The 25714-nt window shown below is 48.2% G+C and carries 27 protein-coding genes; 7 read left to right on the top strand and 20 right to left on the bottom strand.

Features of this window, described 5'->3' with window-relative positions:
• Positions 1-82 precede the first annotated feature (82 nt).
• Positions 83-325, top strand: coding sequence for a DUF2627 domain-containing protein (locus tag NQS30_RS04610; RefSeq protein ID WP_007408378.1), 243 nt, complete (start codon positions 83-85; stop codon positions 323-325).
• 29 nt (positions 326-354) lie between these two features.
• Here the strand turns inward: NQS30_RS04610 and prpB are convergent, their stop codons facing one another.
• The 10 genes from prpB to ytaF all read right to left on the bottom strand — a co-directional run bounded on the left by prpB (position 355) and on the right by ytaF (position 9929).
• Positions 355-1260, bottom strand: a complete 906-nt coding sequence (prpB, locus tag NQS30_RS04615) for a methylisocitrate lyase (RefSeq protein WP_015417790.1) — start codon at positions 1258-1260, stop codon at positions 355-357.
• 18 nt (positions 1261-1278) lie between these two features.
• Positions 1279-2706: a bifunctional 2-methylcitrate dehydratase/aconitate hydratase gene (locus tag NQS30_RS04620; protein WP_161936392.1), complete on the bottom strand. Its 1428-nt coding sequence runs from the start codon at positions 2704-2706 to the stop codon at positions 1279-1281.
• Positions 2707-2731: 25 nt separating this feature from the next.
• Complete coding sequence (gene mmgD / locus NQS30_RS04625) at positions 2732-3829, bottom strand: citrate synthase (RefSeq protein WP_007408375.1); 1098 nt, start codon at positions 3827-3829, stop codon at positions 2732-2734.
• Between the two features lie 23 nt (positions 3830-3852).
• Complete coding sequence (locus NQS30_RS04630; protein ID WP_015240185.1) at positions 3853-4986, bottom strand: acyl-CoA dehydrogenase; 1134 nt, start codon at positions 4984-4986, stop codon at positions 3853-3855.
• A 29-nt stretch (positions 4987-5015) separates the two neighbouring features.
• Positions 5016-5867 carry a 3-hydroxybutyryl-CoA dehydrogenase gene (locus NQS30_RS04635; RefSeq protein ID WP_205164427.1) on the bottom strand — a complete coding sequence of 284 codons (852 nt, stop codon included), beginning with the start codon at positions 5865-5867 and terminating at the stop codon, positions 5016-5018.
• Positions 5868-5887: 20 nt separating this feature from the next.
• On the bottom strand, positions 5888-7069 hold the full coding sequence (locus NQS30_RS04640) for an acetyl-CoA C-acetyltransferase (protein ID WP_218791292.1): 1182 nt from the start codon (positions 7067-7069) through the stop codon (positions 5888-5890).
• Between the two features lie 140 nt (positions 7070-7209).
• Positions 7210-7947: a glycerophosphodiester phosphodiesterase gene (locus NQS30_RS04645; RefSeq protein WP_012117955.1), complete on the bottom strand. Its 738-nt coding sequence runs from the start codon at positions 7945-7947 to the stop codon at positions 7210-7212.
• A gap of 87 nt (positions 7948-8034) precedes the next feature.
• On the bottom strand, positions 8035-8661 hold the full coding sequence (locus NQS30_RS04650; protein ID WP_020956072.1) for an N-acetylmuramoyl-L-alanine amidase family protein: 627 nt from the start codon (positions 8659-8661) through the stop codon (positions 8035-8037).
• A gap of 18 nt (positions 8662-8679) precedes the next feature.
• Positions 8680-8997, bottom strand: a complete 318-nt coding sequence (locus NQS30_RS04655; protein WP_014721488.1) for a hypothetical protein — start codon at positions 8995-8997, stop codon at positions 8680-8682.
• A 308-nt stretch (positions 8998-9305) separates the two neighbouring features.
• Positions 9306-9929: a sporulation membrane protein YtaF gene (gene ytaF, locus NQS30_RS04660; RefSeq protein WP_007408366.1), complete on the bottom strand. Its 624-nt coding sequence runs from the start codon at positions 9927-9929 to the stop codon at positions 9306-9308.
• A 146-nt stretch (positions 9930-10075) separates the two neighbouring features.
• Between ytaF and NQS30_RS04665 the strand changes: the two genes are divergently transcribed.
• The 6 genes from NQS30_RS04665 to alr all read left to right on the top strand — a co-directional run bounded on the left by NQS30_RS04665 (position 10076) and on the right by alr (position 14390).
• A complete protein-coding gene (locus NQS30_RS04665) occupies positions 10076-10708 on the top strand; it encodes a helix-turn-helix domain-containing protein (protein WP_007408365.1) in 633 nt (210 codons plus the stop codon).
• A gap of 296 nt (positions 10709-11004) precedes the next feature.
• Complete coding sequence (locus NQS30_RS04670) at positions 11005-11142, top strand: hypothetical protein (RefSeq protein WP_014470646.1); 138 nt, start codon at positions 11005-11007, stop codon at positions 11140-11142.
• Positions 11143-11235: 93 nt separating this feature from the next.
• Positions 11236-12354: an NADH-dependent flavin oxidoreductase gene (locus NQS30_RS04675; protein ID WP_015240192.1), complete on the top strand. Its 1119-nt coding sequence runs from the start codon at positions 11236-11238 to the stop codon at positions 12352-12354.
• A gap of 127 nt (positions 12355-12481) precedes the next feature.
• The gene (locus tag NQS30_RS04680) at positions 12482-12694 is read left to right on the top strand and encodes a spore germination protein (protein WP_007408362.1); all 213 of its coding nucleotides are present in this window, start codon (positions 12482-12484) and stop codon (positions 12692-12694) included.
• A gap of 125 nt (positions 12695-12819) precedes the next feature.
• Positions 12820-13032 (top strand): spore germination protein, encoded by a 213-nt coding sequence (locus tag NQS30_RS04685; protein WP_003153181.1) that lies wholly within the window; start codon positions 12820-12822, stop codon positions 13030-13032.
• Positions 13033-13208: 176 nt separating this feature from the next.
• Entirely contained in the window at positions 13209-14390 is a 1182-nt protein-coding gene (gene alr / locus NQS30_RS04690; protein WP_012117960.1) for an alanine racemase, read from the top strand.
• Between the two features lie 148 nt (positions 14391-14538).
• Here alr and spo0A read toward each other — a convergent pair whose 3' ends face one another.
• From spo0A to folD, 10 genes are all read right to left on the bottom strand, one after another.
• Positions 14539-15339 (bottom strand): sporulation transcription factor Spo0A, encoded by an 801-nt coding sequence (gene spo0A, locus NQS30_RS04695; RefSeq protein ID WP_003153177.1) that lies wholly within the window; start codon positions 15337-15339, stop codon positions 14539-14541.
• 280 nt (positions 15340-15619) lie between these two features.
• Positions 15620-16900, bottom strand: a complete 1281-nt coding sequence (gene spoIVB / locus NQS30_RS04700) for a SpoIVB peptidase (protein WP_007408360.1) — start codon at positions 16898-16900, stop codon at positions 15620-15622.
• Between the two features lie 163 nt (positions 16901-17063).
• Positions 17064-18794, bottom strand: coding sequence for a DNA repair protein RecN (gene recN / locus NQS30_RS04705; protein WP_007408359.1), 1731 nt, complete (start codon positions 18792-18794; stop codon positions 17064-17066).
• Positions 18795-18825: 31 nt separating this feature from the next.
• Positions 18826-19275 carry a transcriptional regulator AhrC/ArgR gene (gene ahrC, locus NQS30_RS04710; protein ID WP_003153173.1) on the bottom strand — a complete coding sequence of 150 codons (450 nt, stop codon included), beginning with the start codon at positions 19273-19275 and terminating at the stop codon, positions 18826-18828.
• 96 nt (positions 19276-19371) lie between these two features.
• The gene (locus tag NQS30_RS04715) at positions 19372-20217 is read right to left on the bottom strand and encodes a TlyA family RNA methyltransferase (protein WP_007612503.1); all 846 of its coding nucleotides are present in this window, start codon (positions 20215-20217) and stop codon (positions 19372-19374) included.
• Entirely contained in the window at positions 20214-22115 is a 1902-nt protein-coding gene (gene dxs, locus NQS30_RS04720) for a 1-deoxy-D-xylulose-5-phosphate synthase (RefSeq protein ID WP_015240195.1), read from the bottom strand. The genes NQS30_RS04715 and dxs overlap by 4 nt, the downstream gene beginning before the upstream one ends.
• Before the next feature lie 143 nt (positions 22116-22258).
• Positions 22259-23149 (bottom strand): polyprenyl synthetase family protein, encoded by an 891-nt coding sequence (locus NQS30_RS04725; RefSeq protein WP_218791293.1) that lies wholly within the window; start codon positions 23147-23149, stop codon positions 22259-22261.
• A complete protein-coding gene (locus NQS30_RS04730; protein WP_007408352.1) occupies positions 23139-23393 on the bottom strand; it encodes an exodeoxyribonuclease VII small subunit in 255 nt (84 codons plus the stop codon). The genes NQS30_RS04725 and NQS30_RS04730 overlap by 11 nt, the downstream gene beginning before the upstream one ends.
• Positions 23393-24736, bottom strand: coding sequence for an exodeoxyribonuclease VII large subunit (gene xseA, locus NQS30_RS04735; RefSeq protein WP_007408351.1), 1344 nt, complete (start codon positions 24734-24736; stop codon positions 23393-23395). Before xseA ends, NQS30_RS04730 begins: the two co-directional genes overlap by 1 nt.
• Positions 24737-24859: 123 nt before the next feature.
• Entirely contained in the window at positions 24860-25711 is an 852-nt protein-coding gene (gene folD / locus NQS30_RS04740; protein ID WP_007408350.1) for a bifunctional methylenetetrahydrofolate dehydrogenase/methenyltetrahydrofolate cyclohydrolase FolD, read from the bottom strand.
• Positions 25712-25714: the final 3 nt, after the last annotated feature.

Below are 25714 nucleotides of genomic sequence, written 5' to 3' on the forward strand. Positions count from 1 at the left end.
GTTACCACGTTTTGATCTCTTGACAAAATATTTTTTCGATTGGACAATAAAGGAAAACATATCGTAAAGGGGTTTTCTGAATATGAGCCGGCTTGTTGCGCTTTTGATTCTGGTCCTCCCCGGCGCTGTCGCGGCGCTCGGCATTAAGCTGATGAGAGATGCATTATTCGGGCATGCGTTTTCCCCGTTTCCGTCCCTTTTTCTTCAGGGGGCGGCCGGATTGGCGTTTTTTTTGTTCGGCCTTTATGTTCTGGCCGGGTTTATTCTGTACAGAGATCGGAAACGCAATCAAGTCAGCCCGCGGTTCAGGAAAAAAAAGCTGTAAAAAAAGCCCTTGCAAAAAAAAGGGCTTTTTCAGTCGTCCGGCAGTATCGTTTTGGCAATGGATTGATCCAGTTCTTCATAGTCATCGTAAGCGATCGTTTCATATAGTTCTTTTCTCGTCTGCATATCCGAAAGCCCCTCTTTTTGCGAGCCTTCTTCTTTCAGAAGGCGGAAAATACGCTCAAAAGCCTTGGCCGCCGTTCTGAGTGACGTGACCGGGTAAATGACCATCTGACAGCCCATATCGGAAAATTCATCAGCACTGTAATACGGCGTTTTTCCGAATTCAGTCATGTTTGCGAGAATCGGCACACTGATTTGTTTGGAAAACGCTCTGAATTCACTTTCGGATTGGAGCGCTTCCGGAAAAACAGCGTCAGCACCCGCTTTTATATAAGCGGACGCCCTTTTTAATGCCCCCTCCAATCCTTCCTGCTGTCTGGCGTCTGTTCTCGCAACAACAAGAAGAGTCGGCGCGGCCCGCTTGACCGCTTGGATTTTTTGCGCCATTTCTTCAATCGGCACGAGCTGCTTCCCATTCAGATGTCCGCATTTTTTCGGCAGGCGCTGATCCTCCATCTGGACGGCGGCCGCGCGCGCTTCATACATTTCTTTCGCCGTCCGGGCGGCATTCAGCACTCCTCCGAAACCCGTGTCAATATCGACAAGGACGGGCAGATCAGACGAGCGGACCAGATCTTTAACCCGTTCAGCCATTTCCGCCGACGTGATGATCCCTAAATCGGGAAGCCCTCTGCTCGCCGTGTAAGCCGCGCCTGATAAATAAAGAGCCGAAAACCCCGTTTTCTTGGCGATAAGAGCGGCCATCGCATCGTGAGCGCCGGGGATCTGCAATAGATCCGGCGCTGCCATCAGCGTACGGAACCGCTCTGCAAGCTCCTCTTGAGACGACTGCTTGCTGACGATCCACGTCATGTTTGTCACCCTCCTATTTTATACGAGAAATAAGTCCATAAATTCACTAACGCTGAGCTTCTGCATTCGGCCGCTATGTTCGCAGGCCTCTTTGATTTTACGCTGCTGCTTCAATGAAAAATGAGTGCTGATGTTTGCTGAAAACTTGGCAAGAATCTTCGGAACGGCTTCTTTTCTGCGGAACCGGTGCCCGAGCGGGTATTCACATTCAATCCGTCCCGTAGCCGTGCCGTCTGTAAAATGCACCTGTACGGCATTTGATATGGATCGCTTATTCGGGTCTAAGTAATCTTTTGAGTACGCTTTGTGTTCCGTCACCTCCATTTTGCTCCGCAATGTATCAATTCGCGGGTCAGACGCCGTTTCCTCTTCATAATGATCGGCCGTGATATCTCCGAAAAGCAGCCCGATTGCCGTAATGTACTGGAGGCAGTGATCCCGGTCAGCCGGATTGTGAAGCGGCCCTTTTTTATCGATAATCCGGATTGCCGACTCATGCGTCATAATCGTGATCCTGTCAATGTCTTCGATGCGGTCTTTCACCTCCGGATGAAGCCGGACCGCGCATTCCGCCGCTGTCTGGGCATGGAATTCAGCCGGGTAGGATACTTTAAACAGAACATTCTCCATCACATAAGACCCAAGCGGGCGGGCAAGCTTCATTTCCTGCCGGTTAAACAATACGTCTTGAAATCCCCACCCAGATGCGGTCAGAGCCGTCGGGTACCCCATTTCACCTTTGTGCGCCATAAGGGCCAAATATACCCCTCTGCTCGTCGCGTCGCCGGCCGCCCATGATTTGCGTGATCCGGTATTCGGCGCATGACGGTACGTTCTGAGGCTTGAATTATCAATCCAGGCATGAGATACGGCGTTATTGATTTCCTCTTTTGAGCCGCCCAGCATTTGCGCGCAAACAGCCGCAGTCGCCACTTTCACAAACAGCACATGGTCAAGCCCCACTCTGTTTAAGCTGTTTTCCAAAGCGAGAATTCCTTGAATTTCGTGCGCTTTGATCATTGCGCAAAGCACATCGCGCACGGTAAGCGGTTCTTTCCCTTCTGAAATCCGCACTCTGGATAGATAATCCGCACAAGCCAATATGCCTCCGAGATTGTCAGACGGATGACCCCATTCCGCCGCAAGCCACGTATCATTATAATCGAGCCACCTGTTGATACAGCCGATATTAAAAGCAGCCGTGACCGGGTCTAAAACAAAAGGCGTGCCCGGGACTCTGCTGCCGTTGGGCACGGAGGTTCCCGGGACAATCGGGCCGAGCAGCTTTGTACATTCGGGATAGCTGAGCGCCAAAATTCCGCAGCCTATCGTATCAAGAAGCACATGTCCTGCCGTAGTAAAAGCTTCTGAACTGTCAATCTCCTGATGGAGCACGTAGTCAGAAATCTCTTCGATTACAGCGTCCATTCGGCGGGGTTCTGTCATGTTTTCATCTTCCTTTCTCATCTGTTTACAGGCGCGCTCCGGTATAGCGGACACGCGGGCGGAAAAGCCGATTTCGGCTGTGCTGTTCAATGACGTGGGCGCACAATCCGACCGTCCGTGCGCTGAAGAATATAGGCGTGTACAGCGGTATCGGGATGCCGAGCATGTAATAGACCGGCGCTGCGTAGTAATCTAAATTCGGATAAAGGCCTTTTTTCTCCCGCATGACGGTTTCGCCGGCTTCACACATATGATAAAGACGGAAATCACCTGAAAGATCAGACAGCTTTTTTAACGCTTCTTTCATCATGAGCGCCCTCGGGTCCATTTTTTTCATGTAGACACGGTGGCCGAAGCCCATGATTTTTTCTTTGTTTGCGAGTTTTTGAGTTAATAATTGTGTAAACCCGTCTGTATCCTTCGCTTCTTCAAGCATGTACATAACCGCTTCGTTCGCTCCGCCGTGAAGATTTCCCTTAAGCGAGGCGACGGCTCCGGTCAGCGCGCCGTAAATATCCGATTGCGTCGAAGCGATGACACGGGCCGTAAACGTTGAGTTCGGCAATTCATGCTCACTGTATAAAAGAAGCGACCGGTCGAAGATTTCTTCTTCCAAAGATGACGGCGTTTTTCCGGTAATCATATATAAAAAGTTTGCGCTGTATGATAAGGTTCCGACCGGCGCCAAAGGCTCCAGCCCGTTGATGACTCGATAGCTGTTGACCGTCAGATTCGGCATTTTGCCTATCAGTCCGCGTACGCGGTGCTGATTTACGGAAGATGAACGGTCATCGATGTCCTTGTCAAAGCCTCCAAGCGCAGACAAACCCGTCCTCAATCCGTCCATCGGGTGAGTATGTTCGGGCAGCAGACGGCATATGTGCAAGATTTCCTCGGGAAGGTGTCCGCCGCGCCGAACGTCTTCTTCAAGCGCTGCCTTCTCTTTCGCATCAGGAAGTCTGTCTTCCAATAAGAGATGAACAATGTCCATATAGCCGGCCGTTTTAGAAAGCTCAATCAGATCGTGGCCTTTGATTAAAATACTGCCCTGCTGTGTATCCAGGAAAGAAATCCCCGTTTCCACCGCAATGACGCCATCTAAACCGGGAGAATAAGATTCCATGGTTTCGCTCCTTTGCGCACTTTTTATTGAAGAAGATACTTAGAAATAATCAGCCTTTGAATCTCATTGGTTCCTTCATAGATTTGCGTAACTTTCGCATCCCGAAATAAACGCTCCGCGGGATACTCTTTCATATAGCCGTAGCCGCCGTGAATCTGCACAGCCTCCACCGCCGCTTTCATCGCCGCATCGGACGCGAATTGCTTCGCCATAGATGCTTCTTTTCCGCACGGAAGCCCTCGCTGATACAGATCAGCAGCATGATAGACCAATAATTTGGCAGCTTCCGCATTCGTCGCCATGTCAGATAATTTAAATGAAACAGCCTGATTCGAAGCGATGGGTCTGCCGAACTGGCTGCGGGTTTTGGCGTACTCCACCGAGCAGCCGAGCGCCGCTTCGATAATCCCGAGCGCCTGAGCCGCTATGCCGATCCGTCCGACGTCAAGGTTTTTCATGGCGATTGAAAAGCCTTCGCCCTCTTCGCCGAGCCGGTTTTCAATCGGAATTTCCGCTTGGTCAAACTGCAATTCGACAGTATTGGAACCTAACAATCCGAGCTTTTTTTCTTTTTTTCCGATAGAAAAACCGGGTGTGTTTTTTTCAACGATAAACGCTGAAATCCCCTTTCTCCCCTTACCCGGATCGGTTATGGCGAATGTCAGATACAGATCTGCCGCTCCGCCGTTTGTAATAAAGATTTTTGAACCGTTCAGAATATATGAACCGCCTTTTCGCACGGCCGTTGTTTTCAGGCCTCCCGCATCAGATCCGGATTGAGGCTCAGTAAGCGCAAAAGCCCCAATATATTCGCCCGCTGCCAGCTTCGGAATATACGTTTGTTTTTGGGCTTCTGTCCCGAAATGCAAAATCGGGATTGTCCCTACTGATGTGTGGACGGACAAAATGACGCCGACGGCCGCGCTGACTTTTGATATTTCATGAATCGCTAAAATGTAAGATGTTGTATCAGCACCCGCCCCGCCGTAAGTTTCCGGGACGGGAATACCCATCAATCCCGCTTCGCCCATTTTTTTAATCAGCCGCTCCGGAAATTCATCTGTTGATTCCATGAGCTCAACCACCGGCGCGATTTCCTTGCGGGCAAAATCACGCACCATTTTTCTCATCATGATGTGCTCTTCTGTAAAATGCATGGCTGCCGTCTCCCCTCATGATCTTTACGTCATCTGCCGTACTCATAAAAACCGCGCCCGCTTTTTTTGCCGAGCCAGCCGGCGCTGACATATTTTCTGAGCAGAGGGCATGGGCGGTATTTCGGATCTCCGAGCCCCGCATAGAGAACCTCCATAATGGAAAGGCACGTATCCAGCCCGATGAAGTCAGCTAAAGTTAAAGGACCCATCGGATGCCGCATGCCGAGCTTCATCACCGCATCAATCGCTTCCTTTGAAGCTGCTCCTTCGTAAAGGCAATAAACGGCTTCGTTAATCATCGGCATTAATATGCGATTAGATATAAAGCCCGGGAAGTCATTGACTTCGACAGGGGTTTTATTCATCCGGACGGCAAGCTTCTTTACTGTTTCCGCCGTTTCTTCCGATGTGGCGAGTCCTCTGATGACTTCGACAAGCTCCATGACAGGAACCGGATTCATAAAATGCATGCCGATTACTTTTTCAGGCCTTTTTGTGGCCGCGGCAAGCTCCGTAATGGGAAGAGAAGACGTATTGCTTGCCAATACGGCATGAGGGGGACAGATTTTATCTAGTGTGTCAAACAATTCTGCTTTTGCTTTTTTGTTTTCTGCAATGGCTTCAATTACAAAATCAGCACCTCCCGCTTCTGTGAGTTCTGCCGGGGAAATACGGCTGAAAACGGCATCTGTCTCCTGCCGTGACTTCCGTCCTTTTGCCTGCTCTTTCTCCAGGTTTGTCTTTATGCGGTGAAGACCTTTTGTTACCGTTTCCGGCTCCCAATCGTATAACTTGACGGCAAACCCGGCTTCTGCAGCCGTCTGCGCGATGCCTGCTCCCATCTGACCGGCACCTGCGACCATGATTGTTTTCATTTTCATCTGTCGCTCCCTCCTTTTGATCAGTACACCTCAAGCAGGACGGCATCTCCTTGAGCCGCTCCGCTGCATATAGCAGCTACGCCTAAACCCCCTCCGCGACGCTTTAATTCGTATATTAAACTCATGATGATTCTCGCTCCGCTTGCGCCGATCGGGTGGCCGAACGCGATTGCCCCTCCGTTTACATTCACTTTTTCCCGGCTGAACCCGGCTATTTTTTCACTCACCAGCACGACGGACGCAAATGCTTCATTTACCTCAAACAAATCAATATCGTCAACGGACAGTCCGGTTTTTGTCAAGAGCCGGCTGATGGCCTCTCCCGGCGCGCTTGCCAGCTCGCACGCTTCCAATCCGACAGACGCAAAGCCAAGTATCGCTGCGAGCGGCCTGACATGCTGCTTCGCGGCTTTTTCCTCTGACATCAGCACAAATGCTCCGGCCCCGTCATTTACACCGGGAGCGTTTCCGGCTGTAACCGTTCCGTCGGCTGTAAAAATTGGCTTGAGCGCTGCGAGCTGCTCAAGGCTCGTATCAGGGCGCAGCCCCTCATCCGCTTCAACGGTATGCTGTTTGCCCTTTTTGCCGGTCCAGGTGACGGGAACGATTTCTTCACGCAATTTGCCCGCTTCAGCCGCCTCTGCCGCACGTTTCTGGCTCAAAAGAGCGTAATGATCCTGTTCACCCCGGGAAATGCCGTACTTTTTGGCCGCAGTGCTTCCGTGGACAGCCATATGGACCTGGTCGAACGCACAGGTCAGCCCGTCATGAACCATTAAATCCTGAAACACTCCGTCCCCCATCCTCACACCCCAGCGGCCGGCCGGAATGGCGTACGGAATGTTGCTCATGCTTTCCATTCCGCCTGCAATCAGCACGTCCGCATCTTTCGCCCGAATCATTTGATCACAGATGGTAACGGCCCTGAGCCCTGATGCACAGACCTTATTAATGGTTTCAGCCGGAACGGACCACGGAAGCCCGGCATATCTTGCAGCCTGCCGTGCCGGAATCTGCCCGGCACCCGCCTGGACGACCATTCCCATCACCGCTCCTTCCGCTTCGCTTTCACTGATAGCGGCGCGCTTGATTGCTTCTTTTATGGCAATGCCGCCAAGCTCGGCTGCCTTTACCTCTTTTAATGCGCCGCCAAATTTTCCGAACGGCGTTCTTGCCGCACTGACGATAACCGTTTTTCCCACAATTTTGCCTCACTTTCAATAAGATAAAAGATAACGCTTACACAAAACGCCCTGTTACAATATATGAACCGGCTGACCGAGTTATGAGTGCACCGCCTTTTTCCCGCCCATAAAAAAAGAAGACTGTCTGAACAGTCTTCTCAGCTGCGGCATTCTTCTTTTATAGAAACAGCCAGCTTTGGATAATCGGTAAAAATTGCGTCTGCTCCCGCTTTCATCATCTGCTTCATATCCTCAGGACGATTGACGGTGAACGGACGGAGCGCCGCTTGGTGTTTTGCAAGATGTTTGATCACTTCAGCGCTCACCGCCGGCGTACCGAGCTTCGGATGATAACCCGAAGCGGGAATGGCGGCAAGATACCGTTCAGGCCGGTACAGCACATCCATTGTCAGCACCGCCCGTTCAATTTCAGGCGCCAAGGCGTGGCAAACCGCAAGACTCTCATGATTAAATGAAGAAAAAATAACGCGCTTTTCCAGTCCGTAATATCTGACTTTTTTAATCACTTCTTCTTCCATTCCTTCGTAACGGAATACACTGTTTTTCAGCTCAATGTTTATCAGAAAATCAGCACGTTCCGCAAAACGCAGCACATCTGACAAAAGCGGAATTCTGACACCTTTAAAAGCATCTTTCCATTTTCCGGCGGCATCGGCGGTTCTGATTTTGTCATACGCCGTATCTTTCACAAATCCTTTCAAAGACGTCGTGCGGTCGAGTGTTTCATCGTGAATGACCACGATCCGGCCGTCTTTTGTCATCTGTACATCAAGTTCGATTCCGTCAGCCCCGTCCTCAATCGCTTTTTTGAATGCGGGCATCGTATTTTCAGGGCAGTCGCCCGACGCCCCCCGGTGGGCAAAAATATTCGTCATATGTGTCACCTCAGGTGTTTGTCATCGGTTTTCTCTATTATAATCGTTATGCACATAAGGAGGGCGCTATTTACACATATTTTATAATTACCGTCCGCTGTAATAGGTTTCGATTCCCTTTACAACGGCGTCCGCGGCGTGCTCTTGTCCGTTATCGCTTTTCAGCTTGTCCGCATCTTGAGGATTTGTGATAAAACCTAATTCAGCCAGCACACTCGGCATCTTTGAATATGTAATGACATAAAAAGGAGCTTCTTTTACGCCTCTGTCCTTCATCCCTAAAGACGTGACAAGCTGCTGCTGGATGTCGGAAGCAAGCCTTTCGCTGTCTGCTCCTTCATATGTCGAATTAAAATACGTTTCCGTGCCCGATGCCGTTGAGACGGCTGAATTCGTATGGAGGCTGACGAATAAATCGGATTGGCTGGCGCTTGCTTTCGCCACCCGCTCGTCCAAACGTAAAAAAGTATCGTCAGTCCTTGAAGCAACAGGTTTTGCGCCTTCTGTCTCCAATTTGGCGATCACCTTGTTTGACACCGCTAAATTGATGTTTTTCTCAAGCAGTCCATTTCCGCCGGCCCCGCTGTCTTCTCCGCCATGTCCGGCATCGATATAAATGGTTTTCCCTTGCAAAGGTTCAGCTGCATAAGCAGACGGCGCAAGCAGAAGAAGAGCGGCACCGAAGGCAGCAGCGCTTTTTGTCAGTAAACCCACGTTTTTTCCTCCCCGTTTTCACATATCTGTTTCTTTTTTCAGTTCCTCAAGCCGTAATTGTCCGTTGCTCTCTTTTTTATAGGTGATTTGCACCGCCGTATGTTCAGGCAGAGACTGACATTCAAACCGCTTAGCGAAAGGCACCTTCACCTCTTGCCTTTCTCCGTCAATTTCGACCGCGATCGTATCGTTTCCGGCCGCTTTTATAAATGTTCCTTCCTGTGTAAATGACGGCGCCGCATCAGCCTCCGCGGTATACTCGCAGCCTGATAACAGCCATGCGGTGAAGATCAGAAGTATGACAGACTTCACACAGATCACCTCACGTTTTCTCATTCGGCTTTATCTTTGAACAGAATAGCCGATTTGTAAAGGGAGCCTCCATTCCTCCAGCGCTTTTCCATATTTGGAATGAAGGCTATCTGACCTGCTGTTTACCTGAACTTAGAAAGAAAACAAGCTGATCAGTCTATGAAAAAGGTTCTGTCTGAAGGCCGAATATGCAGAATTTAACGGAAACGGACGACTTTCTGTTCATTTTGAAAAAATATCAGATCGGCAAAAAAAGAGAGCCGCGTCATGCGCTCTCCCGAATAGAAACATTCATATTTATTTTGAGCTTTTCATAAAATGAACGGGACAACTTAAAAGAGCAGCGTATTGGCGGCAATGATGAGAATAATCACTCCGCTCAGCACCGTGCTGAACTGTCCGACGTGAAAAGAACCGATGCGCAGTGACGCGGCTTTTTTTCCAAGCGAGCAGCCGATCCATATGGTCAGAAAGCTTCCGACCGCCGCAGTGATGGAAATGGCAGCGGGAGAAAGCCCGATCAACCCCGCGCTTAATCCGTTGGTCAGCGCATTTGCGGATACGGCCACCCCGAGAACCATGGATTCCAATATACCGATTTCTCCCGAACCGTCGGCATCCGCTGCCTCCGGATTTTGCAGCAGACCGGCAAAACGGCCTTTTTTTCCTGACGCGCCAACACGCGCTGTTTTTCTCGGCACAGCCAGCAGAATGATGCGGATACCGATGACAGATAAAATAAACGCCGCCAGTAATACAGGAAGAAAGCCAGGTAAAACGGCTGAAATCCATTTGCCGAAATAAATTCCGATATAACTGAATACAAAACAGATAAAAGCGATCATCATATTTGACGCATGCGATATTTTGATTTTTCTGATGCCGTATGACATCCCCACTCCTAAATTATCAATGCTCGAGGACACTGCCAAACCTAAAATCAATAACCAAGCCATGTTCGTTTCTCTCCATTCTTTGATGTCTTTTCAACATGTTGTGCCGTTGAATCTACACTATCCTATTCAGCAGCACAGAAAAGGTACCTATTCTGCAAAAATTATTGATTAATGATCATCATTCCGGCGGAAACGAGGTGACACCCTTGACAGAAAATAAAAATACGACACTGGGGCCCCTTTTAAAATCACTGCTTGATAAGCACTCGCTCTCCATGAGAAAACTCGGCGCCTTAACAAACATTGATACGGCCACCATCTCCCGGATTATAAACGGCAAGCAGAAGGCCAATTTAAAGCATCTTCAGGAATTTTCAAAACATCTCCGCACCCCGCTGGAGGAATTGCTTGAGGCGTCAGGCATAGACATCGGCCATGAAAAAGAAGCTGCGCCGCAAGACCCGATGCACGCGATTCAGGATATGCTGAATATGGCCGAGATGTTTGATCAGCCTTTTTCCCGGGAGCAAATTGAGCGCGAACTGACCAGATATGAACAATATGCCAAAACCCAGCAGGGCCATCGCCTGATTTGCGATGAGTTTCAAAAGAAAATGGACAATGAAGAAAGCGTCGGCCCTTTTATTGATCATTTGAAAAACATGCATCATCAGTATATGGATGAATCAACACCGGCTGAAGACCGCGCGATTCTCGGGAGCGCGCTGCTGTATTATATTTTAGCGACCGACGTCATTCCGGATTACATGTTTCCGATCGGCTACCTGGATGACGCCATCGCCGTTCAAATCGCTTTGAACCGGCTGAAAAAAAAGTAAAGGCGCTTAAAAAAGCGCCCTTTTTGTGTTGAAAAATATGAAACACCGCATTACGGTTTTGTCAAAACAGAGACAGCTGTCATATGATACATCAACCTAACAAAAAGGAGGGTGTCTTCTATGGACAGCAACACAGTTGTGGCAGTGTGCGCTCTGTTAAGTGTTGTGATTCAGATCGGAACGATATTCGCCGCAGGAAAGTGGAAAAAAGAATAAATAAAAACAAATTGACGGTTTTTTCGCACAAGCGTATGCTTATAAATAACCTTGTAAAAGATAAGAAAGAAGATATGTATATGAAAAAAATCATTCTCCTCTTCGCCGCCGCTGTCATATTCAGCTCGATCGGCCATCAAATTTCAGGAGGATATAAAGATCCTGAAAAGGAACGGAGAAAACCGTTTCATTCGTTTAAATGGTTCAGCCGGTCATAACCTCAGGAAGAAGAACAAGCAAAATAATTGCACACAATTAAAACATAAGCTAGAATACGGACGAGTTAAACTCCTAAGGAAGAAGGCGAAATGATGAAGCAAACTTATAAACCGCTGTTTGAACCTTTTACGTTCGAAAGCGGCGTCACCATACCAAACCGTATTTCAGTCGCACCGATGACACACTATTCATCAAATGATGACGGAACGATTTCCGACCGTGAATTAAGCTACATTACTCCCCGTTCAAAAGAAATGGGCATGGTCATTACGGCATGTGCAAACGTAACGCCGGACGGCAAAGCGTTTCCAGGCCAGCCCGGCATCTATGATGATTCTCACATTCCCGGCTTGAAAAAACTCGCTCAGGCGATCCAGTCTCAAGGAGCGAAAGCCGTTGTGCAGATTCACCACGGAGGATTGGAATGCCCTCCTGAACTCGTGCCAAACAACGACGTCGTCAGTCCGAGCGGCTCAGAAGAAGACGGGAGACAAACGTCCCGGGCTCTCACCGAACAAGAAATTGAGCACATCGTGAAAGCATTCGGCGAAGCGACACGCAGAGCGATTGAAGCCGGCTTTGACGGTGTTGAAATTCACGGGGCAAACGGGTACCTGATTCACCAATTTTATTCACCGAAAACAAACCGGCGCACAGACCGCTGGGGCGGAAGCGATGAAAAGCGCCTTGCGTTCCCGCTTGCAGTCGTTGACGCTGTCAAACAGGCAATTGATACACACGCTGAAAATCCATTCGTTCTCGGCTACCGCCTGTCACCGGAAGAGCCGGAAACACCGGGGCTTACAATGAAAGAAACATTCATGCTCGCCGACGCGCTTGCGGAAGAGAACTTGGATTATCTGCATATTTCACTGATGGATGTCAACTCCAAAGCCCGCCGCGGGGCGGATTCTTCACGGACGCGGATGGATTTATTAAACGAACGCGTCGGCCATAAAGTGCCGCTGATGGCCGTCGGTTCCATCTATACCGCGGACGAAGCGCTTGCTGTATTAGAAAGCGGAATTCCGCTGGTGGCTCTGGGACGTGTCATTTTGATTAACCCCGAATGGGCGGTGCTGGTCAAAGAAGGCCGCGAACAGGAAATCGAAAAAGCCATTCAAGCATCTGAAATTGAGAAATACCGACTTCCTGAACCGTTATGGGAAATGATTCAGAATACAGGCGGCTGGGTGCCGTTTGAAAAGTAGACTAAAAAAACTGCCGGATGTCCGGCAGTTTTTTTTGATTTACAAGTTTTTACCGCTTTGTTTACTCCTATTTCTAACACACAGCGTACATATAGTAACTAGATTAATAGAAAGGAGACCGTATATGATGGCTGGTTTTCCTATTACGATTAACAGTCTTTCCGGAAACGGGGTTGTCAATGTCGGCGGTGCGTTTTCGATAAGTCCTTTAACCGTATCAAAAACCGTCTACGGCTCAGGTGGGGGAAATACAGGGATGGTCCTGCAAATGAATCAATCCAGTACATCTCAATCTTCAAGCTCTCAATACTCTGATCAAAATGTAACGAAAACACTATGACATCCGTATTTCCCTCCCTTTCCGGCTGGCAGCAGCCGGATTCTTTTTGCCGTTTTGTTTAATCTTATTCCATATCACAGCGTACATATAGTTAGTAGACTGTGAGAGAAAGGAGAAAAAATAGAATGAGCGGTTGCCCGATTACGATAAACAACGTATCAGGAAACGGAGTTGTCAATGTTGGCGGCGCCATATCCATCAGTCCGCTGACTGCATCAAAAACTGTTTTCGGTGCCGGAGGGGGAAATATCGGCATTGTCATTCAAAACAATGCTGTAAGCCAGTCCAAAATGTTTGAACATCAATTTTCAGATCAGAATATTGTAAAGTCAATTTAAGGGCTGCCATGCAGCCCTTTCAGCATAAATAAAGCAGACACACTGATTTCCCAAAAACTTGATTTTTAAACATCAGCGATCACCTTCCCTTGTTTTGAATGATTTCAGTTCAAGGTGAATAGAATGCAGATTGAAAGCATGAGTACTGAAACTCATTAAGGAAAGAAGGAATCGTGATGAAAAAACTTTGCCGGGAAGTTTGGATTGAAGTTGACCTTGATGCGATAAAAAAGAACGTACGGGCGATCCGCCGCCATATTCCGAATACGTCTAAAATTATGGCCGTCGTAAAAGCGAACGCTTATGGCCACGGCTCTGTGGAAGTAGCGCGGCAGGCATTGGAAAGCGGGGCGAGCGAGCTCGCTGTCGCCAGCGTCGAAGAGGGAATTGTGTTACGGAGAGCGGGAATTACGGCACCTATTCTTGTGCTCGGCTTCACAGCTCTCAGCTGTGTGAAAAAATCTGCCGTTTGGAACATAACATTATCAGCGTTTCAAGTCAGCTGGATCAAAAAAGCGAATCGGATATTGGAAAAAGAAGCAGATTCGAAACGGCTGTCCATTCATATCAATGTGGATACGGGAATGGGCCGGCTGGGTGTGCGTACGGAAGAAGATCTTTTAGCAGTGGTGAAAGCGCTCAAGTCGAGTACATATCTGTCATGGGATGGCATCTTTACACATTTTTCAACAGCGGATGAACCGGACACTGAGCTGACGATGCTGCAGCACGAAAAGTTTATCAGCTTTCTCCGCTTTTTAAAAAATCAAGACATTACGCTGCCTACCGTGCATATGTGCAATACAGCCGCCGCTATCGCATTCCCGGAATTCAGCGCCGACATGATCCGTTTAGGCATTGGGTTATATGGTTTATATCCGTCCGCCTCGATAAAGGAACTGAACCTCGTGGATCTCACACCCGCACTAAGTTTAAAGGCGCGTATCGCTTATGTGAAAGCTATGGTGACAGATCCCCGGACCGTCAGTTATGGCGCCACATATATCGCCGAACCGGGTGAAATCATCGCGACGATTCCGATCGGCTATGGTGACGGTTACTCCCGCGCCCTGTCCAACCGCGGGTTTATTCTTCACCGCGGCAGACGGGTGCCGGTGGCGGGGAGAGTGACAATGGATATGATCATGGTCAGTTTAGGTGAGAATGAGGGCAAACAAGGAGAAGAAGTCGTCATCTACGGTAAACAACAAGGTGCCGAGATTTCCGTTGATGAAATTGCCGAAATGCTCGGTACGATCAGCTACGAAGTCTTATCTGTGTTAAGCCGCCGCGTCCCCCGCTTTTATTTCAGAGACGGCAAAATCATTAAAATATCAGCTCCGGTATTATACGTGTAGACAGCATAGATACCGCATTTATGTATAGAACAAGTAACGGCGTGAGTGATTTCCATTGTTTTCGCCAGCAAAATTTCAAAACGCCTTCTCTTCCGCGTTCATGCACGGAATAGAAGGCGTGAAAAAGACATCTAGCCAAAAGCTTGCGTTACGAAGCTTTATGCTCTAATCTCAGCTTGTCAGCAACCATCGCGATGAATTCCGAGTTGGTTGGCTTTGCTTTTGTCATGCTTACCGTATATCCGAACAGTGAAGAAATGGAATCAATATTTCCCCTGCTCCATGCGACTTCAATGGCGTGGCGGATGGCCCGTTCTACACGGCTTGCGGTCGTGTTGAATTTTTTGGCGATGTCGGGATAAAGGACTTTTGTGATGCTGCCGAGGAGTTCAATATCGTTATACACCATGGAAATGGCTTCACGCAAATAAAGATAGCCTTTGATATGGGCAGGCACACCGATCTCATGGATAATGCTTGTAATGCTGGCATCGAGATTTTTCCGCTTCGGCTCAGGCTGGCTGCGGATAATGCTGCTTTGCGCAGACGGGGCACGGTGTGTGACACTGCTGACATTTCCGCTTACCTGGCGGATATGGCCGACAAGGTTTTCCATATCAAACGGCTTCAGGATGAAATAGGACGCGCCTAAATCGACGGCTTTTTTCGTAACGTCTTCCTGACCGAATGCCGTCAGCATGATGACGTTCGGCTGCTTCTCGAGCTCTGATTCCCGCAGACGCTCCAAAACCGCAAGTCCGTCCAGATGCGGCATGATAATGTCTAAAACGAGCACATCTGGATTCTTATCTTTAAACAAAGAAAGACATTCCTGTCCGTTATAAGCAACGCCGATCACTTCCATATCATCCTGTCCCTCTATATATTCACTCAACAGGCTTACAAGCTCTCGATTATCATCAGCAACACAAACTTTAATTTTCTCCACGTTTCTTCCTCCCCCAATGTATTAACAGGACGCAACCCATTTGACTGCTACATGTTACATTCGACAAAACCACTACTTCCCCTTTTAAAAAATCCATATTTACCAATAATAGTGGTATATCTTTGTTTTTTTAGCATTTTCTAGGTTTTTCGACTAAAAATTAAGTTTGACAAATCAGGAAACGTGAATTTGTCGAAAAATCTTCATGTCTTATTTTACATGAATCCAGGAAAGAAGTGAAGAACGCATCACATAAAAAAACTGCCGGATCATCCGGCAGTCAGCTTGCTTTGTCTTTCCCGTAAACATCAACACCCGCTTCAGACAGCATCCATTCGATATGAACGCCGTAGCCGCTTGTCGGATCATTGACAAATACGTGGGTTACGGCTCCGACGACCTTTCCGTTCTGGATGATCGGGCTTCCGCTCATCCCCTGAACGATTCCGCCGGTTCTTTTCAGCAGTTTCGGATCTGTCACTTTCAACACCATTCCCTTTGTCGCCGGGAATTTTTGCGGCGTGGTGCTGACGATTTCAATATCAAATTTCTCTACTTTATCGTTTTCGATAACCGTCAGCATTTGCGCAGGTCCTTTTTTTACTTCATTTGACAAAGCAATCGGAAGCGCTTTGTCGGAAATGTTGTTTTTAATCGGCTGATGCAGTGTCCCGAAGATGCCGAACGGGCTGTTGCGGTTAATATCGCCGATCGTTTTCCGTTCTGACGAAAACCTTGCCAGTTTTTCGCCTGGATTGCCGCCTTTTCCTTTTTCAATCGATGTTACAGTTGAACGGACGATTTCTCCGTCTTCTACAACAATCGGTTTTTTTGTATCCATATCAGAGATGACGTGGCCCAATGCGCCGTATTTTTTTGTTTTCGGTTCAAAAAATGTCATGGTGCCGATGCCGGCTGCCGAATCGCGGATATAAAGGCCGATTCGATATTTCCCCTCGGCTTCGTCCTTTGTCGGAATCAGCTTTGTTTTGATTTTTTGCTTATCGCGTTTCACCAATAAATCCAAAGATTCACCGGTTTTGCCCGCTTTTTGAATAAACGGGGCGATGTCGCTCATTTTTTCAATTTTATGTCCGTTCATTTTAATAATGATGTCGCCAGATTCAATTCCCGCTTGTTCTCCCGGAGACTTTTTTCCATCCTTTGTCATCACTTGGTGAAAACCGACGACCAAAACACCGACTGAATGCAGTTTTACACCGATGGACTGTCCGCCCGGAATGACCTTCAATTCTGGAAGGACACGCACTTTCGTTTTTTTAATGGGAAATCCGGCAAGATCATATACTACTTCTGACCGGCCTTGTGTTTGCCCTGTTATGTTTGCATGGCCGTGCTCTTCTTTCAGCGTAAAGGCTTCTGATAATTCGCCCTTTTCAGCGCTTATTGATGCATTGACCGGAACGGCCTGTGTCTGGTTTTCAAAGACGCTCATTTCTGATGGTATCAGTAAATATTCTTTAAATGGCTTAAAAAAGCCTACACTTAGTAAAGAAACAAGGAGAATTACACCTATTGCTTTCCTCATGTTATCGTGCATTCATTCCTTCACTCTCCTCGCTCCTATCCCACACCACTTTCTTTTTCTGCTACATCTATACTTTTGCCTTCCTGCGCTTGATTTATAACCGGCATACGAAGAAAAACATTGGATACACTGTTAGAGAAATGGAACAAAAAAATAAGCTGCCTGTATCAGCAGCTTATCCTGTCGTTTTTACCTGTCCGGCCTGTTTTAAAAGCTCTTGTGCATGCCGTTTTGTCAGATCGGTCACTTCGACGCCCGCAATCATGCGGCCGATTTCCGCTACCTTGTCCTGTTTGGAAAGCGGCGTGACATGCGTTGTCGTCCGGCCGTCTTTGAATTCTTTTGCGATTAGAAGGTGCGTATCCGCCATAGCTGCAACCTGCGGCAGGTGTGTAATGCAGAGCACCTGTGAACCGGTCGATACTTTATGGATTTTTTCCGCGATGGCTTGGGCAACCCGCCCGCTTACACCGGTGTCCACTTCGTCAAAGATGATGGAGGTGACATCCTGCTGGGAAGAAAAAATACTCTTCATCGCCAGCATCACCCTTGAAAGCTCGCCTCCGGAAGCGACCTTTGACAGCGGTTTTAAAGGCTCACCGGTGTTTGTTGAAATTAAAAACTTCACAAGGTCAATCCCCTTTTGGGTAAGCTGCACGGGCTGCCCGTTAACAACCGGTGCTTCACTGGCTGACGGATCGGTTTTCACGAGAAATTCCGTATCAAACGTGGATTTGCCCATATACAGACTTTTTAATTCCTGATGAATCGCTTCCGCCAGTTTCTTAGCCCAAGCTTTTCTGATTTTTGATAAATTGGCGGCTTCTACGGCCACATCTTTGCCGACCGACTCCAATTCCTTCTTCAGCGCTTCAAGATGGCTGTCGCGGTTCTCGATTTGATCGATTTCCTCTTCTATTTTAGAGCCGTATTCCAAAATGTCTTCTACCGTCGCTCCGTATTTGCGCTTCAGCTGTTTGATCTCATTTAAACGGGTTTCAATAAAATTCAGCCGTTCCGGGTCATATTCCAGATCATCTAACAGATTGCGCATCTGAAAGGTTGCATCCTCCAGCAGATAATAGGAACTTGACACACTTTCAGACAGCTTTTGCAGCGGTTCATTGATATCCGAAATATCTTCAAGCTGGGCAGAGGCCATTCCGACCCAGTCAAGCCCCCCCTGCTCGCTGCGGAGCGCATTATAGGCGTTTTGCAATGATTCATAAATTTTTTCAAAATTGGATATCTGCTTCCGTTCTTCCTGAAGAAGCTCGTCTTCATTCAATTCAAGCTTCGCCGACTCGATTTCTTCAAGCTGAAATTGAATCAGGTCTAGCCGATGCGCCATTTCCTGCTCGCTTTCTGACAGCTTCTTCACTTTTTTGAGCAGCTTCATATAACGCTCATAGCCTTCATGGTAAGCCTGAAGCGCGGATTCGGCCTCAGCGCCCGCAAACCTGTCCAACAGCTCTAAGTGTTTATCGTCCTCCATTAACAGCTGGTTATCATGCTGTCCGTGAATATCTAATAAAAGTCTGCCGATTTCCCTCAAAGCCGCAATCGTCACTAATTTTCCGTTGACACGGCAGACGCTTTTTCCTCCGGCATTAATGTCCCTTCTCATGACAATCATGTCGTCAGATGCGTCTATTCCCTGCTCACGGCATACTTCAAAAACGGGATGACCGCTGTCCAAAAGAAACAGTCCTTCAAGCTCGGCCTTTGTTTCACCGTAACGGACAAATTCAGACGAGCCGCGGCCGCCGACTAATAGGGAAACGGCGTCTATAATAATTGACTTGCCGGCCCCTGTTTCTCCCGTCAGGACGGTGAGCCCCCGTTCAAACGAAATCGTCAGTTCCTCTATAATGGCAAAGTTTTTTATTGATAGTTCAGCTAACAAACAGCATTCCACCTTTTATCTGATAATTACGCTACAGCAGCTCCAAAAGACGGCTTTGAACGCCCTCCGTATCTTCAGGCGTCCTGCAGATGATTAAGATCGTGTCATCTCCGCAAATCGTGCCCATGATTTCTTCCCATTCGAGATTATCCATCAGAGCGCCGATTGCCTGAGCATTCCCCGGCATCGTTTTTAATACGATCATATGGCTTGCTGAGTCAATTTTTACGAACGCATCCATTAATGAACGCTTCAGTTTTGACAGCGGATTGAACCGCTGATCCGCCGGCAGGCTGTATTTGTAGGAGCCGTTGTTTGTCGGCACCTTTACGAGATGCAGCTCTTTAATGTCTCTGGAGACAGTCGCCTGAGTTACCTTATATCCTTCTTCTCTCAGCATGTCAACTAAGTCATCCTGCGTTTCAATCTCATGGCTTGTAATAAGCTCTCTGATTTTTATATGCCTTTGGCCTTTTGTCATGTAAGCACCTCTGTTTTCAAGCTGTTCTTGTCATTATGTTAACCGCTTCTTGATAAAAAGTACATGATGGCAGAAAAAAGGAATAATAGCCCCCTATTATTCCGGTACATCTGTCTTTTTGGCTTTTAATGTCTCATGTGCTTCGCGGACGGTACGGAGAATGTCTTCTTCCGGCAGTTCAGCGCCGTTTCCGTCTTCTCCGCCCCATTCCAAATGAAGCAGAAACTCAATATTGCCGTCTCCCCCTGTAATCGGTGAGAAGGACAGTCCTTTCACTGTATATCCTTCAGAAGCGGCAAATTGATTCATGCGGCGGAGAACGTCAGTATGAACACCGGGATCTCTGACAATGCCTTTTTTTCCGACGGATTCCCGTCCGGCTTCAAATTGCGGCTTCACCAGTGCGATACAATCGCTCCCCGGTACAAGCAGCGTTTTTAAAACCGGCAGAATGAGGCGGAGTGAGATGAAAGAAACATCGATTGTCGCAAATTCCGGCAAACCCTCTGTGAAATCGGAAGGCTCGGAATAGCGGAAATTCGTCCGTTCCATGACGACGACCCTCTCGTCCTGTCTGAGCTTCCAAGCAAGCTGATTATAGCCGACATCCACTGCGTAGGACCGCTCGGCTCCGTTTTGGAGGGCGCAATCCGTGAATCCCCCTGTAGACGAGCCGATGTCAATCATCGTTTTTCCTTTTACCGAGACGGGAAACACTTCCAGAGCTTTTTCAAGCTTTAATCCGCCTCTGCTGACGTATTTAAGAGGGTTTCCTTTTACCGTTAACGGAAGATCCCGGGCGATTTTTTCACCCGGTTTGTCCAATCGGTTTTCATTTGAGTATACGATGCCCGCCATAATGGCGCGTTTCGCTTTTTCCCGCGTTTCCGCAAGGCCTTTTTCTACAAGAAGTACATCTAATCGTTCTTTTTTTGCTGTCATGATCCAATTCCTTTATGTGTCTTCGGCGGCATCAGCAGTTTGATCCGGTTCATAACCTCAACCTTAGTGAGACCGATTTCTTCAAGCAGGGCGGTTACGCTGCCGTGTTCAATAAACCGGTCTGGGATGCCCATTCTGTCAATCGGTGTATGATACATGCCGAGGTCATGAGCGTATTCAAGAATCGTGCTGCCGAATCCGCCTTCAAGCACGGCTTCTTCTATCGTTAAAATCGGCAGACCTTCATTAAGAATGGCCTTCATCATTTGTTTATCAATCGGTTTTATGAACCGCGCATTCACGACACGCACGGACAGGCCTTCTTTTTGCAGTTCTTCAGTCGCTTCCAGCGCCATTTCAATGGTCGTACCGAATGTTAAAATGACCGCGTCTTTTCCGGGACGGAGCACTTCCCATGTTCCGATCGGAATGGTTTTCAGCTCTTTATCCATCTTTACGCCGAGCCCGTTCCCGCGCGGGAAGCGCATCGCGATCGGACCCTCCTCATAATTAAGGGCTGTATTGACCATATGGCGGCCTTCATTTTCATCCTTCGGCATCATTAAAACGAGGTTTGGTATATGCCGCAAAAAGGCGATGTCAAAGACGCCTTGATGCGTCTCCCCGTCGGCGCCGACCAAACCGGCGCGGTCAATGCCGATAAATACATTCGCGTTTTGACGGCAGATGTCATGGACGACCTGATCGTACGCCCGCTGCAAAAAGGTCGAATAAATCGCAAGAAACGGCTTCATGCCTTGGAGCGCCATTCCAGCCGCCATCGTCGCCGCATGCTGTTCTGCGATTCCAACGTCAAACATGCGTTCAGGGAATTCTTTCGCAAACCCTTCCAGTTTGGAGCCGACCGGCATGGCCGGTGTAATGGCTACAATTCTGTCATCCTCACGCGCCAGCTCCTGCACGGTGCCGCTGACAAGTCCGCTCCATGAAGGCGCCGCGGCTTTCGGCTTGACGAAATCACCCGTATTGATTTTGTACGGCCCCGTTCCGTGCCATGTGCCGATTGTGTCGGTCTCAGCCGGTTTATAGCCTTTGCCCTTTTTCGTAATGACATGTAAAAGGACAGGGCCTTTCGTTTTTTTGGCGTATTGCAGGTTTTCAAACAGTTCGTGGTAGGAATGACCGTCAACCGGGCCTAAATACGTAAAGCCCAGCTCTTCAAAAAACATGCCTGACACAAGCATATATTTTAAGCTGTCTTTTATCCGTTCAGCTGTGGCAGCCAATTTTCCGCCGACGGCCGGGATGCGCTTAAATAAATATTCAAGCTCGTCTTTTACCCATTGATATTTGCCGGCCGTGCGAAGCCGTCCCAGCATAGAATGAATCGCCCCGACATTCGGCGCAATGCTCATCTCATTATCATTCAGGATGACGATCATGTCTTTTTTCTCATCACCGATATGGTTCAGCGCTTCAAGCGCCATTCCTCCGGTTAAAGCGCCGTCTCCGATAATCGGGATGATATATTCTTTCGATCCTTTAATATCACGGGCGGCAGCCATTCCCATCGCGCCTGAGAGCGAGGTTGAGCTGTGGCCTGTTTCCCATACGTCATGTTCGCTTTCGCTGCGTTTCGGGAAACCGCAAAGCCCTTTATATTGGCGCAAGGTTTCAAACTCCTTGCCGCGTCCGGTTAACAGTTTATGAACATAGGACTGATGTCCGACATCCCATAAAAATTTATCTTTCGGACTGTCAAATTCTTTGTGAAGCGCAATTGTCAGCTCGACAACCCCGAGGTTCGGCCCAATATGGCCGCCAGAGGCAGACAGCGATGTGATGAGGAAATTGCGGATCTCCTCACTCAGCTCTTCCAGCTGTTCAATTGACATCTTTTTAAGAAATGACGGGTCCTGTATTGATAAAAGATCCAAAGCGGATCAACTCACTTTCAGCATGAATTTCTGCAAATTAAACAGTGTCTTTTTGAAAAGAGAAAAAGACTCCCTTTGTATTTTCATCGAAACTGCTTACATTTTACCATAGGAGCGGCAGCCCCTTCAAATCAGGACCGTTTTTAATGATCTCTCGCCGCGATTAAATCACAGAGGTCATGCAGCAGTTCTTTCTGAAGAGAAAGGCCGCTGATGATCTGTTTCGCCTCACTGATATGATACGCAAGCTTCTCTTTCGCGCCTTCAAGTGTTAAAAGCGACGGATACGTTGATTTTTCGTTCGACGTGTCTGAGCCGACCGGTTTGCCGATCCTCTCCTCATGCCCTTCAATATCAAGGATGTCGTCTCTGATTTGAAATCCGATGCCGATATGGCTGCTGAACAAACGGAGCTTTTCGACTTCATCCTCCGGCGCATCTGCCAAAATGGCGCCCGCCGTCACGGAAAAACCGAGGAGCCTGGCCGTTTTCCGCTCGTGGATGGATTCCAGCTCCTCAAGCGTTACCTGCTTTTGTTCCGCTTCCATGTCGGCAGCCTGCCCGCCGACCATTCCTTCCGTTCCCGCTGCACTGATCAGCTCATCGACGAGACGAAGCCGTTTTTCTGCTGAAACCGCCTCAGACACATGAGATGTGATCAATTTAAAGCTTTCTGTCAGAAGCCCGTCTCCGGCCAATACGGCTGCCGCTTCTCCGAAGACTTTATGGTTTGTGGGCTTTCCCCGGCGCAGATCATCATCGTCCATGCAAGGCAGATCATCATGGATTAAAGAATACGTATGAATCATTTCGACAGCGCATCCGACCGGAATCCCGTCTTTTTCATCTTTTCCGTAAGCATTCAGAACGGCTAAGACGACGAGGGGGCGCATCCTCTTTCCGCCCGCTTCCAAAGAATACAGCATAGATTTTTTAAGGGTTTCCGGCATCGCAAGCCGTTCTGTATACAAAGAAAGCTGCTGTTCAATCAGTTGTTTGCGCGATGCTAAAAATGCGTCCAGTTTATTTGTCACCTTCGTCTTCCTCCTGAACGCTGAAAGGTGCAAGTTCGCCGTTATCTTTTAAAATAAAGTCCATTTGCTTTTCGACATGCTGAAGCTTTTCATGGCACATTTTTGAAAGGGCCATCCCTTCCTGAAAATAATTAATCGCCTGCTCCAGCGGCACGTCTCCTTCTTCAAGCTTTGCCACAATGCCTTCAAGGCCTTTCATCGCCTCTTCAAATGTCAGCTCTTCACTTTTTTTGGTTTCTGTCATTATCGTTCGCCTCTCTTTTGCAATACTTCACACGTCAGAACGCCGTCTGTCATCTTTACTTCAAGCGTATCATTTTGTTCCACTTGATCAACGCTTTTGATCAGCTCTTTGTCTTTATAGGCCAGACTGTATCCTCTCTCCATCACCTGAAGGGGACTTAATGCATTCAGTTTACCAAGAACCGTCTGAAACTGCGAATGAAGCTGCTTCAGCTGGACATTCATGCTTCGGGCGAGCTGATTTGAGCGCTCCTCGTACCGTTTTTTCGCCTGTTTCAGCTGGGTTTCAGGGTGGAGCGCCGTTAATCTGTACGTATTCCGCTCCAGCTGCCTTTGTTTCCTGTCCGTAAGCCCTGTGAGCTGTGATTGGAACTGCTGATACAAAAGGTCAAACTGCTGTTCTTTTTGGGTATACAATCGTTTCGGAAAACGGAACGCGTAGGATGACTGGAGCGATTGAACCCGTTCTTTTTTCTTGCTGATATGCTGCTGCATCGCTCTTGTCAGGCGGACTTCCGCCGTTTTTGTCCGTTCCATTAAGTCCGTCGTGTGGGGAACGGCAATTTCTGCCGCTCCTGTCGGGGTTGCCGCCCGGATATCCGCGACGAAATCACTGATTGTAAAATCTGTTTCATGTCCGACGGCTGATATAATCGGAATGGCGGAAGCAAAAATCGCCCGGGCCACGATTTCTTCGTTAAATGCCCACAATTCTTCGATCGAGCCCCCTCCCCTTCCGACGATCAGGACGTCACACATTTTTTGTGCATTGGCTTCTTCAATGCGCTTCACAATCGATCTGCTGGCATTTTCACCTTGAACGAGCGCGGGAAGCACAATGACTTTCACAAGGGGGTATCTTCTTTTGAGTGTGGTAATGACGTCTCTGACGGCTGCTCCCGTCGGTGACGTGACGACCCCGATCGTGGCCGGAAAAGCGGGGATGGCCTGCTTATGCCGGTCATCAAACAACCCTTCGCCGGCAAGTTTTTTCTTTAATTCTTCATATGCTAAGTAGAGCGCCCCCACACCGTCCGGCTGCATTTCTTTCGCGTACAGCTGATAGCTTCCGCTCGGTTCATAGACGGAGATGCCGCCTCTTACGATGACCTTCATTCCGTCTTCTGGCTTAAACGCAAGCCTCGAACTTTGCCTCTGAAACATGACGGCCTGCATGCGGGCATGCTCATCTTTTAATGTAAAATAGATGTGGCCTCTCGTATGAATTTTAACATTGGAGAGCTCACCCTTAATCCAAATGTCTTCAAGATGAGGGTCCACATCGAATTTTCGTTTAATGTATTTGGTCAGCGCGGAAACCGTGACATATGCCGCTTCACTCACATCCTGCACTCCTTTCATAAAGGCTTTTTGCCCTAAACTAAGAAAACCCGCTCTGGCTGAAAGGAGCCTTAAGAAGCGGGTATCGTGCTCATTGTCACACTTTTTGTGACTGTCTCCGATTATCTATGATAACGTACGTCTGGCAGATTTAACAGTATTATGCGCAAGCATTGTGATGGTCATCGGACCTACTCCGCCCGGCACCGGCGTAATGAAAGATGCTTTTTCTTTCGCTTCATCAAACTGAACGTCTCCGCAGAGTTTTCCGCTTTCGAGACGGTTGACGCCGACATCAATGACAATGGCTCCCTCTTTGATTTGATCAGCTTTGATGAAGTTCGCTTTACCGACCGCTACCACAAGAATATCTGCTTTTTTCGTATGCTCAGACATATTTTTCGTGCGGGAATGGCAATATGTGACGGTCGCGTTTTCGTTCAGCAGCAGCTGGCCGACCGGTTTACCGACAATATTGCTTCGTCCGACTACAACAACTTCTTTGCCGGAAAGATCTACGTTCGTCTTTTTCAATAACTCGACAATTCCGTGCGGCGTGCATGGAAGAAATGTATCTTCGCCAAGCAGCATTTTCCCGACGTTGAGAGGGTGGAAACCGTCAACATCCTTATCAGGGGAGATCCGCTCGATTACGGCTTTTTCAGAAATATGATCCGGGAGCGGCAGCTGGACGAGAATGCCGTGGAATTCCGGATTTTGATTATACTGATCAATCACTGTTAAAAGCTCCGCCTCGGTTAAGCTTGAGTCAAAGCGGTCAAGCTTAAATTTCATTCCCATTGTTTCAGCGGCTTTTTTCTTGCCTGTCACATATGAAACAGAAGCGGGATCGTCTCCGATTAAAATGACCGCCAATCCAGGCACTACGCCTTGTGCTTTCAGCTCTTCTACTTCTTTTGCCAATTGTTCGCGTTTTTCTTTAGCCGTTTCTTTTCCGTCGATGATTGTTGCAGTCATTTT

Source organism: Bacillus sp. B1(2022), assembly GCF_040259625.1.
Lineage (GTDB): Bacteria > Bacillota > Bacilli > Bacillales > Bacillaceae > Bacillus > Bacillus velezensis.

What these genes read in the sequence shown, in the direction of transcription:
- NQS30_RS04670 (WP_014470646.1), top strand. Translation starts at nt 11,005, where the DNA reads ATGAAAAAAATCATTCTCCTCTTCGCCGCCGCTGTCATATTCAGCTCG.
- prpB (WP_015417790.1), bottom strand. Translation starts at nt 1,260, where the DNA reads ATGACGTGGATCGTCAGCAAGCAGTCGTCTCAAGAGGAGCTTGCAGAG.
- NQS30_RS04630 (WP_015240185.1), bottom strand. Translation starts at nt 4,986, where the DNA reads ATGCATTTTACAGAAGAGCACATCATGATGAGAAAAATGGTGCGTGAT.
- alr (WP_012117960.1), top strand. Translation starts at nt 13,209, where the DNA reads ATGAAAAAACTTTGCCGGGAAGTTTGGATTGAAGTTGACCTTGATGCG.
- ahrC (WP_003153173.1), bottom strand. Translation starts at nt 19,275, where the DNA reads ATGACAAAAGGCCAAAGGCATATAAAAATCAGAGAGCTTATTACAAGC.
- mmgD (WP_007408375.1), bottom strand. Translation starts at nt 3,829, where the DNA reads ATGGAATCTTATTCTCCCGGTTTAGATGGCGTCATTGCGGTGGAAACG.
- NQS30_RS04730 (WP_007408352.1), bottom strand. Translation starts at nt 23,393, where the DNA reads ATGACAGAAACCAAAAAAAGTGAAGAGCTGACATTTGAAGAGGCGATG.
- folD (WP_007408350.1), bottom strand. Translation starts at nt 25,711, where the DNA reads ATGACTGCAACAATCATCGACGGAAAAGAAACGGCTAAAGAAAAACGC.
- NQS30_RS04685 (WP_003153181.1), top strand. Translation starts at nt 12,820, where the DNA reads ATGAGCGGTTGCCCGATTACGATAAACAACGTATCAGGAAACGGAGTT.
- NQS30_RS04675 (WP_015240192.1), top strand. Translation starts at nt 11,236, where the DNA reads ATGAAGCAAACTTATAAACCGCTGTTTGAACCTTTTACGTTCGAAAGC.
- spoIVB (WP_007408360.1), bottom strand. Translation starts at nt 16,900, where the DNA reads ATGCACGATAACATGAGGAAAGCAATAGGTGTAATTCTCCTTGTTTCT.
- NQS30_RS04645 (WP_012117955.1), bottom strand. Translation starts at nt 7,947, where the DNA reads ATGACGAATATTTTTGCCCACCGGGGGGCGTCGGGCGACTGCCCTGAA.
- NQS30_RS04715 (WP_007612503.1), bottom strand. Translation starts at nt 20,217, where the DNA reads ATGACAGCAAAAAAAGAACGATTAGATGTACTTCTTGTAGAAAAAGGC.
- NQS30_RS04635 (WP_205164427.1), bottom strand. Translation starts at nt 5,867, where the DNA reads ATGAAAATGAAAACAATCATGGTCGCAGGTGCCGGTCAGATGGGAGCA.
- NQS30_RS04680 (WP_007408362.1), top strand. Translation starts at nt 12,482, where the DNA reads ATGGCTGGTTTTCCTATTACGATTAACAGTCTTTCCGGAAACGGGGTT.
- NQS30_RS04620 (WP_161936392.1), bottom strand. Translation starts at nt 2,706, where the DNA reads ATGACAGAACCCCGCCGAATGGACGCTGTAATCGAAGAGATTTCTGAC.
- NQS30_RS04655 (WP_014721488.1), bottom strand. Translation starts at nt 8,997, where the DNA reads ATGAGAAAACGTGAGGTGATCTGTGTGAAGTCTGTCATACTTCTGATC.
- ytaF (WP_007408366.1), bottom strand. Translation starts at nt 9,929, where the DNA reads ATGGCTTGGTTATTGATTTTAGGTTTGGCAGTGTCCTCGAGCATTGAT.
- NQS30_RS04610 (WP_007408378.1), top strand. Translation starts at nt 83, where the DNA reads ATGAGCCGGCTTGTTGCGCTTTTGATTCTGGTCCTCCCCGGCGCTGTC.